Here is a 10,473-nt window from a genome sequence, read left to right as displayed (position 1 = left end):
CACATAATCGTCCCCAAAAACGGGGGGAGGTCATTGGATGAGAGTATTAATTACCGGAGCGCACGGCCAACTAAGCAGCGAATTAATTCGAAAATTGAGCAGCGAACATGACGTATTTGCCTATTCAAGCAAGGACTTAGATATTACTTCATGGTCCAATACCAGTTCTGTTGTGAGGGATGTATCTCCGGATGTGGTAATTCACTCTGCCGCAATCACAAATATCGACAAAGCGGAAGGCGACCCAAAGAATGCTTACTTGGTAAATAGCTACGGAACCCGCAATGTGGCGGTTGCTGCTGAGCAGTGTGGTTCCTCGCTGCTCTACTTAAGTTCGGCTTATGTGTTTGACGGTACCAAAGCTGAGCACGGTGAGTATGATAATCCTCGGCCTTTAAATGTTTATGGCGAGTCGAAATTAGGAGGGGAGTTGTTCGTGCGCTCTTTCCACACTAAATACTGGATCGTACGCACCTCTTGGCTTTATGGGGAGAATTTCATTCGATCGATTATAGATGTGTTGAATCGTCAGCAGTCCTTGAAGGTAAGTCCGAAACAAATCGGATCTCCGACTTCCGTTATTGATTTGGCAGCCTTCATACAAGGACTGATCCGAACCGAATCCTATGGAATTTATCATGTTACAAATAGTGGGGGATGCAATAAATTCGAATATTACAGGGAAATTCTCCGACTGTTGAATGTCCAAAACATAGATAAACGCTTGATCGCATCGGAGTCCTTGTCGAGCGTTCCTCGTCCTCCGTCGTGCTCATTGGGTCAGTTGTCAATTATGTTCCAAGGCTTCGAGATGCTGCGACCATGGGATGAGGCGTTAGAGCATTTTATGAGCACTAGGCAGTTTGTTGACTTGAATGTGATATGAGTTATGCAGTGTTTCGGATGTTCGATGACCGCCCCATTCTTTAAAAGGAGATGAAAATCGTGAATCAATTGAAAGACGCAGGATCATTAATCCATTCTGGGAACTCCACGCGATATCCATTCGTGGCACAGGATAGAGTAAATTCATTATTTGGGCATCAAATTCATTGTGTTCTTCGCTTAGTTGGTTTTGTAGATATGGAACTCCTTGTTCAGGCCTATCGCGTGACGTTGGATATCGAGCCTGTACTAGGCTGTCGGTTAGCGGAAGAAAATCAAGAATGGTTTTGGGAAAGAAGAGCCGATTTGGACATGTTAAATGGCGTCTCTATCCATGAAACGGATGATGTGGAGACTCAGCTTAAAGCTTTCATTTGTGCACCTAGTGATGCGCGAGTTGATCCCTTAATAAGCATTCGTGTATTCAGATCTACTTATGATTTAATATGCGTCAAATGCAATCATGCTTGCTGCGATGCTGGAGGAGTGAAGGATTATATTTCATTGTTGTCATCCACGTACAATCATTTAAGTTCGAGTCCGAACAGCCCACCAACAGTCCCAAATAAGGGAAGACGTGATCAAGGGATCGTGTTCGATCAGCTCGGATATCATAATCTTTTAGAGGCATGGGATGCGTCAGAGGCACAGCCTATTGCCAAGTGGGCATTTCCTTTTGATCCGAGCACAGAGCAGAAGCTTTGGACGTCTGCATATCGTTTTCAACCGGAATCTTACCGTTCATTTCAAACATTTAACCGTCTACACGGAGTATCGTTTAATGATTTGCTTTTGACAGCTTATTATAGGGCTTTATTCAGCATCACCCGTTCGTATGGCGCGGGATCTATGCCTTTACCTGTTACTATGGACTTGCGGCAGCACTTACCGAACGGCAAGGCTAAAGCCATATGCAATTTGTCGAGCTCGATGAATATCGAAATAGAAGTACTTGAGCATGAACCGTTTCTCGATACCTTAATGAAAGTAAACAGGCAGACAAAGAAAGCGAAAAATCCAAGGCTTGGTGTCAATGGGATGGTTACGTTAGAAACACTTGCAGCACTTAACTACGAGGAGTTGAAGAAAACATTTCACATGTCAATGGAAGAAGGGATAAAATCGAAAAAGTCGAACCCGATTTTATCGAATGTCGGCATAATTAGCGACCAGCCCATTTTCTTCAGTGATGTGGAAGTGATTGATGCCTATATTGCAGGTCCGATTATGATGCCGCCAGGTTTCCTTTTGTTAATTAGCAGCTACAACCAGAACCTTACATTATCGACAGGATACGATGCTTCTTCGGTAAAAGAGGAACATGTAGAATTGTTGTTGCGGACAATGGCTTCAGAGCTAATCCTTGCAGTGAGTTGATCGCGTTAGTGAAAGGGAGGCGTCTACAGACGCCTCCCTTTTTGTGTATTAAGCAGTTGTGATATGTAATTGCTGCAATCCATATACATATGGGCTTTCGATAGGGAGCAATGGCTTTGAAAGATCTAATCTCATATGAGGGTACTTCTCAATTAACGCATTTACTGCCACCTTTGCTTCTAAACGGGCTAAAGGAGCTCCAAGACAGAAATTTTCTCCCTTACCGAATGTTAAATGCTGATTAGGTCTTCGATTTGGGATGAATCTGTCAGGATCATAAAAATGCAATTCATCACGATTGGCGGAACCGATCCAGACGACGATGAAGTCACCTTCCTTCAGGAAAGTCCCTCGCAATATCGTATCCTTTCGAACGACTCGATTCATGGCCTGCACGGGTGAGCGGAAACGAAGAGTTTCTTCCAGAACGGATGGTAGCAGTGATGAATTGCTCTTTACGTTATCCACTATCTCTTCGTTGTCTAGCAAGCAATAGATAGTGTTACTAATGAAATGAGATGTAGTTTCGCTGCCCGCGAATATCAGCAGAATGCAGAAGTTTAATATATCATGGGAAGTAAGATTATCGTAGGTGGATTGGGCTTGAACTAAAGCGGAAATGACGTCTTCACACGGATTACGTTTTTTTTCTTCAATAATAGCGGAAAAGTAATGGTACAGCTTACGGGTTGTTTGGTGTTTATGAAATATTTTAGTTTTCATTTCTTCAGGCGAAGAGCTTGAAGGGCTGGATGCAATGATTTGGGCCGATTCTCTAAACATAAGCTGATCCTCTGTTGGAATTCCTAACAACTCAGCCATTACAATAGCAGGGAGAGGTGCCGATATCAAATTTACCACATCGACTGTAGAATTGTTATTATTGTCTTGTTCCAAGAGATTGTCGACGATTTTTTTAATTTTCGCCTCCCATTTATTCGTAGCGGATGGATTGAAAAAATTGCTCACGATTGATCGCATCTGGGCATGCTTCTCTAAGCTAGCGGGATTACCGTTGTTCTCGACACGGTGAAGTGAAAAATACTCTCTATTTTCTAATATCATTTTAACATCTTCGTATAAGAAAATATCCCATGACTTGCGCTCCTCGTCATATTTGACCGGGGAACGGCTTCTCATTTCCTGGTACCAGAGGAAAGGTTCAAAACTATTATCGAGCTGCTTCGCTTTCTTTAAATAGGTCTCCCAAGCATTGTTCATTGGCATGCACTCTCCTAACTTATACTTTATTCACTTATGGTACTACTATATACTATTTCTACATAGATTTATTACCTACCTTCTAGTTTATCTATGATTTTCACAATAAGGGATATTATTCAATTCGTGTGGCAGAATTGGGCACAGACGAAAGGGGTGAAACCACAATGCTTGCAAGGTGGATAGAAATGATAGATAGCTTAAATCCGTGGCTTATCGGCTTTGCAGGAAGTGTTGTCGTTGCGGGAGCTGCACTATGGAAGTGTGCCTTGACGCGATCCGGGGCAGCAGCCGCTGTGGTCATGGGGACCATCTATTATGGGTGCGGCGACCTGGTTTGGTTTGGATTGCTGCTCACCTTTTTCACCACATCGACATTCTGGTCAAAATGGAAAAAACGAAAGAAATCTCATCTGGATCATATTTACGAAAAAACGGGAGAACGCGATGCTGGCCAGGTATTCGCAAATGGCGGGATAGGCATGCTGCTATGTATGGCGAATGCGATATGGCCAAGTCCTATATGGCTGTGGCTGTTCATCGGGGTAATGGCCACAGTGAATGCTGACACATGGGCAACAGAAATCGGCAGTTTAAGCAAGCGTTTGCCCCGCTCGCTTCTGAAGGGCAAGCAGGTTGCTGCTGGCACGTCAGGGGCAATATCGCTGCTTGGTACGTTTGCTTCTGTGGCGGGGGCACTTACGATAGGCCTAGCGGCAGCCGGTTTGATGGTGCTGCAGGGTTTGTTGGGAACTCTTCCGGCAGGTGACGGATTGGGCTGGATCACGCTTCTTATCGTGATCGCTGCTGCGGCAATTGGCGGGACAGTTGGAGCATTGTTCGATTCCCTGCTGGGCGCCACTGTGCAAGCTGGGTATCAATGCACAATTTGTGGAGTATCCACAGAGCGATTATCACACTGCGAAGCAGCGACGAATCATATACGTGGTCTTGTTTGGTTAAATAATGATCGTGTGAACTTGCTGGCTTCATGTACCGGCGCGATTGTTTCACTTTTTGTCGCTTTGCTTCTGTAGTCCAAAAGAGATCTACAATTGTCATGCAAATGAAATCGACAACATTCCTGTCTCATGTTATAGTCGAAGCAGAATGTAAGTAACCATGGCAGCAGCGTACAAGGAGGTGAACCGAGTGAGTTATGGACAGGGTGACAAGCTGCAGTTGATTATGGACGCGGCTTATGAACTCTTCGGTTCGAATGGTTTTTATGAAACGAAAATGTCGGATATAGCTGACAAGGCAGGTATTGCCAAAGGAACGCTATATTTATATTTCGAGAGCAAAGAGCAGCTGTTTACCGTAATGATGATGCAAGGCTTTGAGCAATTTCTGCAAGAGTTGGATCAGGGGCTTCTTGAGCGGGACTCCTTGGAGGGAAGTCTAGGGTTCGTTGCCGAGCATCATTTGGAATATTATTATAATCGCAGGGAGTATACGAAGTTGTTCTTCAAGGCGCCAAATAAGGATCCGGAAATGATGGAGGCGCTGTGCAACTTCATGAAGAGTTATGTACAGCGAATCGCAAGCTCGATGGAGGATTTCAATTTGCCAGATCCTCTCCTTCATGCCAAATCATTTATCGGTATGCTCGATATGCTCAAGATGGATATATTATTTAATCCGACTTTCTCTAACCAGGATTTGCGGCAGCGGATTCAGTTCGCATCTGAGTTGTTTGTGAATGGCTGTAAGCAGGGCATACCGCTATAGCAGCTTCATACCTGATCGCGTGCAAGGGGGGAACCGAAGGTTCTCCTCTTTCGATGATGGGAGAGGAGATAGGCGGATAAATCTGCACTCTATACTGTTGACAGCTATTTGCAATCTGGATGTGTCTACGGGTTAGGATAAAAGGTTATAAGGGGATGAAGTAGGCTTAGTTCGCTTGCAGCTTCACCTTCGTTATAGATGGCTGATGCTTGATTGGAGGAACGGAATTCATGCATGTAATGACGATTGAACAGCTAGGTAAAAGTTATGGGGACAAAACCTTATTTAAAGACGTATCATTCGGAATCGAAGAAGGGGATCGATTCGGAATTGTTGGGGTGAATGGGACGGGGAAATCTACATTCCTTCGTACGATTATGGGATTAGAGCCCGTTGAGGAAGGCAAGATCATGGTTGGCAGCCGCGTTCGGGTTCAATTTGTGCCGCAGGAGCCGGAATTTGATCCTAATGCAACTGTATTGGATCAGGTAATGGGTGGGGATGCCCCAGAAATGGTCGCAATCCGGACGTATACCGCGTGCTTGGAAGCAGCATCTTCCCAACCGAATGATGAGCAAGTACAGCATCGCTTGGTACGCGCGAGTGATGACATGGATCGCCTCCAGGCTTGGCAGCTTGAGAGCGATGCGAAGACGATCCTGTCCCGTCTGGGGATTCAGCGCTTCGATGCCCGAATGGGCGATCTCTCAGGTGGCCAGCGTAAGCGTGTGGCGCTTGCGTCAGCACTTATTCATCCTTCGGATCTTCTGCTGCTGGACGAACCTACGAACCATATTGATAATGAGACCGTAGCGTGGTTGGAAGCATTGCTTCAGAAGCGAAGCGGTGCATTGATTATGATTACGCATGATCGCTATTTCCTCGATCGCGTCGCGAATCGCATGATTGAATTAGATCAAGGACGCGCGTATTTCTATGAAGCGAACTATACGCGTTTCCTAGAGTTGAAGGCAGATCGTGAGGCGCGTGAAGCAGCCTCGGAGGATAAGCGTCAGAATTTGCTCCGTAATGAGTTGGCATGGATTCGGCGCGGGGCACAGGCTCGGTCGACGAAGCAGAAGGCGCGTATTCAGCGCTTCGAGGAATTACAGGCCGATAACCCAGCAGCGAAGAACGGTCAAGTGGAGATATCTGCGATGTCTGCACGGCTAGGGAAGAAGATCATGGAGATTGAGTCTCTGGGGTGTTCGATTGATGGACGGGAGCTGTTCAAGGATCTCAGCTACATCGCAGTTCCAGGGGATCGCATTGGTATCATAGGGCCAAATGGAAGCGGCAAGTCGACATTGCTTCGTGTCATTGCAGGCAAGCGCGAACCGCAGCAAGGGACAATTGTGCTCGGTCCTACGGTTCGGATTGGATTCTTCACACAAGAACATGAAGAGATGGATGAATCCCTTCGTGTCATCGAATATATACGTGAGGGAGCAGAGACCGTGCAAACCGCCGAGGGGTATACCGTAACGGCTGCACAAATGCTCGAACGGTTCATGTTCAGCCCTACGATGCAATGGACATTGATTGGCAAGCTGTCCGGTGGTGAGAAGCGACGCCTTCAACTGCTTCGTATCTTGATGGAAGCGCCGAATGTGCTGCTCCTTGACGAGCCTACGAATGACTTGGATGTACAGACACTTGCTGTGCTGGAACAGTATTTGGATGACTTCCCTGGCGTTGTTATTACGGTATCTCATGATCGTTACTTCTTAGATCGAGTAGCAGAACGTATTTGGTCGTTTGAGAACGGTCGTGTCTCCCAGCATGTTGGCAATTACTCCGAATATATGGAATGGAGAGCTAAGCATGCACATGCGGCGAATACAGAAGGCGGTACGCCAACAGTGAAGACAGCAACTGCTGCAGATCCTGGGGGCCGATCGGAGCGCAAGCCTAAGCTCAAGATGTCATACAAGGAAGAGCGGGAGTATGAACAGATTGAGGAACGAATCATGGAAGCGGAAAGCAATATTGAACGTATCCAGCAAGATATGGAACAAGCGTTCAATGATTCAGTACGCTTGCAGGAGCTGATGAAGGAAGATGCGGAGGCTCAGAAGCTCTTGGAGCATTTGATGGAGAGATGGACTTATTTAAGCGAGCTATCGGAGCAAATCGAGGCTGAGAAGTCGAAATAATGCTGCTGGTTCGAGTGAATGTGAATACACCATAGTTCATCGATGATTATAGCGATCGAAACAACTACGATGGAATATCAGCGGAGTGAGGGGAAGCGTTCGTATGAGGGGGAAGTATGAACCAGCACCACATGATATAGTGATATATCCTAGCAAGCGCAAGTTAGTCGTCATGTTCTTATGTTCCATAGTGTTTATTGCGATTGGAATGGTCATGCTCATGCAAGATCAAGGTGGAGTCGTGCTTCTAGGGGGAGTAAGTGTCGTATTTTTCGGTATGTGCGGTGTATATTGCGCATACCGCATGTTAGTCCCCAAGCCAGCTGTCATCCTGACAGCGGATGCCTTCTATGATCAAGCCTCGCTTGGGGCAGCAGGGAGAGTATTGTGGTCAGAGGTAGAAGAAATTAAAGTGTACGATATGATGGGCCAATCCTTCCTGGGAGTGAAGATGGCCAATCCGGAACAATTCCTTTCTCGGTGTCCGGGCTGGAAACGTTCGCTCATGTCAGCGAACCGAGCATTCGTTGATACGCAGATCAACATCCCAAAGGTTGGCATTCGAGGCTCGCTGGAGCAAGTGGCTCAAGAGATGCTCGTACGCTGGGATCGTGCCAAGTCGCAACATACTTAGGCGAATAAGAGAAGAGCAGGTAACCTCAGTGGGTAGTCCCCATGTGAGGTTCCTGCTCTTTTTTTCGTACGCAAACCGTTCAACAATTCTGCCGATCAATCGCAATTCATACTGTTATTCATCTTCGCCAATCTTGACGATGGCTCTCCCAGATGATTGGCCATGGAGCAACTGGTTGAGATAGCCAGGGACATCAGTCAGCTGCAATTCATGAATCCAGTTCGGGGTATGGGTGAATGACTTCCACTCCGCCGCGATTCGTGACCAGAGGCGGACACGATCTGTACTCGGTACGAATACAGAATCGATGCCATATAAGGCTGTCCCTCTCAGGATAAATGGGAAGACAGAAGCCGGCAAAGTTCCACCAGCCGTCATTCCTGTTGCAGCCACAGCCCCGCCGTAATGGAGAGACGTTAGGACAGAGGCAAGAATCGCGCCGCCACAGACGTCAATCGCCCCTGCCCAGCGCTGCTTATCGAGAGCCCGAGGCCGCTCTGGAAGAAGTTCCTCACGTGCAACAATCTGCTTGGCACCTAGAGAACGAAGTAACTCTTCATACTGGGCTTTACCTGTAGAAGCGGCAACCTCATATCCGAGTTGTGCCAGCATAGAGACTGCGATGGAGCCGACTCCGCCTGTCGCACCAGTAACAAGGATAGGGCCTTTATCAGTTGTAATACCATGGCGTTCTATCCGTTCGACAGCGAGAGCAGCAGTGAGACCCGCTGTGCCGAATATCATCGCTTCCCTTAGGCTAAGCGAATCGGGGAGTGGAACGATCCAATCGCCTGGTACGCGCACAATCTCACTGAGACCGCCTGTATGGGTCACGCCTAGCCCATATCCAGTTACCAGTACACGCTGTCCTGCCGAATATCGTTCATCCTCTGATTCAATGATGACCCCAGATACATCAATTCCGGGGATGAAGGGGTATGATTTTACGATATTCCCTGTCGGAGAGCAGGCCAGCGCGTCTTTGTAGTTCAATCCAGAATACGCGGTACGAATCGTTACGGTTCCCGCTGACAATTGCTCGGTGGTACATTGTTGAACACTTACATCCAGTGTCCCATCCGTTTGCTGGTTAATCCATAACGCTGCAAATTGCTGTTGCATCTTACCTCGAACCTCCCTTTCATTCCATACTGCTTATGTGTAATTAATGTTGAAGACAGACTGATATCACTCGCTTCAGAGTTGGCATTTAGACAGCATTTATTATAAGGGATCAGGTTCTTATTCCTCTGTGATGTATGCAGCAATCAAGCGTGCTGTATTGATTACTGCACGTTGATGAGTGCGTTCCATCGCATGTGAAGCATGAACGCCTGGCCCAATTAAGGCAGCACGGATGTTGTTGCCACCGCGAAGCGCAGCTGAAGCATCGGAACCATAGTGAGGGTAAATATCAACTGCATGTTCGATGCCCTCTCGTTCTGCCAGAGCAATAAGAGTGCCCGTCATCATATAATCGTAAGGCCCGGATGAATCTTTCGCACAGATGGACACGTCCGTCTCCTTGCAAGACAGATCATCGCCCATAGCTCCCATATCAACAGCAAGCATCTCCGTTATTTCCTGGGGAATGTAGGATGCGCCATGTCCGATTTCTTCGTAATTCGTAATGAAAATGACAATATCGTGCTTTGGCTGCCAAGCGTGGCGCTTCATGCTCTCCAGCAATCCGAATAAGGCAGCTACACTAGCTTTGTCATCCAGATGGCGCGACTTAATAAATCCATTTGGCAAGTGTACAGGACGTGCGTCAAATGAAACGTAATCACCTGTGCGAATGCCAAGTTCCTCGGTATCTTTCTTGGTATGTACAAGCTCATCGATGCGCACAATCATGTTCTTCTCTTCACGTGCGTATTCGCGTGCGTCGCTGTATACATGCACGGAAGGGTGGTTCGTCATAATTGTACCTGTGTATGTACGACCGTCACGAGTATGTATGTGGCAATATTCATTCTCCATGGAACTAGACATATATCCGCCTAGGGAAGTTAAGCGAAGTGTGCCATCAGCATGGATGGATCGTACCATAGCACCCAGCGTGTCGACATGGGCAGACAATCCGATGACTTTGTTCGAATCGTGCTTCTCTCCTGCTACCTTAATGACGCCACAGCCTTTTTGAGTCTGCTCGAATGGGTATCCGAGTTGTTCCGCTTCACGGCCAATGCGGGCCATAATATGGTGGGTATAGCCTGTTGGACTCGGTGTATTAAGCAATTCGAGCAGGAAGGAAGTTACGTATTTTTCGTCAATTATCGCTTGGAAGGGTTGTGATGAAATAGTTGAATGATCGGGTGCAGTCATGACTGTATTCCTCCTTGATATGATAAATGGGTACGATTTAATCGCTAAACGCTAAATATCAGTGTTAATCAGTGTTAATGCAAATACTAGTTCTGAGACTAGTACTAATGTAAGTACTAATGCAAGTACTAATGCAAGTAC

Annotated in this window: 9 protein-coding genes; 6 read left to right on the top strand and 3 right to left on the bottom strand. The window is 46.7% G+C overall.

What is annotated here, in order from left to right; genetic code table 11:
- Positions 1 to 37: 37 nt before the first annotated feature.
- The gene (gene rfbD / locus BBG47_RS04910; protein WP_065290784.1) at positions 38 to 886 is read left to right on the top strand and encodes a dTDP-4-dehydrorhamnose reductase; all 849 of its coding nucleotides are present in this window, start codon (positions 38 to 40) and stop codon (positions 884 to 886) included.
- A gap of 59 nt (positions 887 to 945) precedes the next feature.
- Positions 946 to 2,262: a hypothetical protein gene (locus BBG47_RS04905; protein ID WP_065290783.1), complete on the top strand. Its 1,317-nt coding sequence runs from the start codon at positions 946 to 948 to the stop codon at positions 2,260 to 2,262.
- Between the two features lie 48 nt (positions 2,263 to 2,310).
- Here BBG47_RS04905 and BBG47_RS04900 read toward each other — a convergent pair whose 3' ends face one another.
- Complete coding sequence (locus tag BBG47_RS04900; protein WP_065290782.1) at positions 2,311 to 3,483, bottom strand: cytochrome P450; 1,173 nt, start codon at positions 3,481 to 3,483, stop codon at positions 2,311 to 2,313.
- A gap of 188 nt (positions 3,484 to 3,671) precedes the next feature.
- Between BBG47_RS04900 and BBG47_RS04895 the strand changes: the two genes are divergently transcribed.
- From BBG47_RS04895 to BBG47_RS04880, 4 genes are all read left to right on the top strand, one after another.
- Entirely contained in the window at positions 3,672 to 4,520 is an 849-nt protein-coding gene (locus BBG47_RS04895; RefSeq protein ID WP_254659745.1) for a DUF92 domain-containing protein, read from the top strand.
- A gap of 115 nt (positions 4,521 to 4,635) precedes the next feature.
- Positions 4,636 to 5,214, top strand: coding sequence for a TetR/AcrR family transcriptional regulator (locus BBG47_RS04890; protein ID WP_028533850.1), 579 nt, complete (start codon positions 4,636 to 4,638; stop codon positions 5,212 to 5,214).
- Between the two features lie 230 nt (positions 5,215 to 5,444).
- Entirely contained in the window at positions 5,445 to 7,370 is a 1,926-nt protein-coding gene (locus BBG47_RS04885) for an ABC-F family ATP-binding cassette domain-containing protein (protein WP_065290779.1), read from the top strand.
- A 103-nt stretch (positions 7,371 to 7,473) separates the two neighbouring features.
- Entirely contained in the window at positions 7,474 to 8,004 is a 531-nt protein-coding gene (locus BBG47_RS04880) for an STM3941 family protein (protein ID WP_065290778.1), read from the top strand.
- 114 nt (positions 8,005 to 8,118) lie between these two features.
- Here BBG47_RS04880 and BBG47_RS04875 read toward each other — a convergent pair whose 3' ends face one another.
- Positions 8,119 to 9,126, bottom strand: coding sequence for an oxidoreductase (locus tag BBG47_RS04875; RefSeq protein ID WP_065290777.1), 1,008 nt, complete (start codon positions 9,124 to 9,126; stop codon positions 8,119 to 8,121).
- Between the two features lie 120 nt (positions 9,127 to 9,246).
- Positions 9,247 to 10,332 (bottom strand): M42 family metallopeptidase, encoded by a 1,086-nt coding sequence (locus BBG47_RS04870; RefSeq protein ID WP_065290776.1) that lies wholly within the window; start codon positions 10,330 to 10,332, stop codon positions 9,247 to 9,249.
- Positions 10,333 to 10,473 lie beyond the last annotated feature (141 nt).

Source organism: Paenibacillus sp. KS1, from assembly GCF_001680695.1.
Classification (GTDB): domain Bacteria; phylum Bacillota; class Bacilli; order Paenibacillales; family Paenibacillaceae; genus Paenibacillus_B; species Paenibacillus_B suaedae.
The sequence above is the reverse complement of the archived record's forward strand: the minus strand, read 5'-3'. Positions and strand labels throughout refer to the sequence as shown.

What these genes read in the sequence shown, in the direction of transcription:
- rfbD (WP_065290784.1), top strand. Translation starts at nt 38, where the DNA reads ATGAGAGTATTAATTACCGGAGCGCACGGCCAACTAAGCAGCGAATTA.
- BBG47_RS04900 (WP_065290782.1), bottom strand. Translation starts at nt 3,483, where the DNA reads ATGAACAATGCTTGGGAGACCTATTTAAAGAAAGCGAAGCAGCTCGAT.
- BBG47_RS04895 (WP_254659745.1), top strand. Translation starts at nt 3,672, where the DNA reads ATGATAGATAGCTTAAATCCGTGGCTTATCGGCTTTGCAGGAAGTGTT.
- BBG47_RS04885 (WP_065290779.1), top strand. Translation starts at nt 5,445, where the DNA reads ATGCATGTAATGACGATTGAACAGCTAGGTAAAAGTTATGGGGACAAA.
- BBG47_RS04880 (WP_065290778.1), top strand. Translation starts at nt 7,474, where the DNA reads ATGAGGGGGAAGTATGAACCAGCACCACATGATATAGTGATATATCCT.
- BBG47_RS04875 (WP_065290777.1), bottom strand. Translation starts at nt 9,126, where the DNA reads ATGCAACAGCAATTTGCAGCGTTATGGATTAACCAGCAAACGGATGGG.
- BBG47_RS04870 (WP_065290776.1), bottom strand. Translation starts at nt 10,332, where the DNA reads ATGACTGCACCCGATCATTCAACTATTTCATCACAACCCTTCCAAGCG.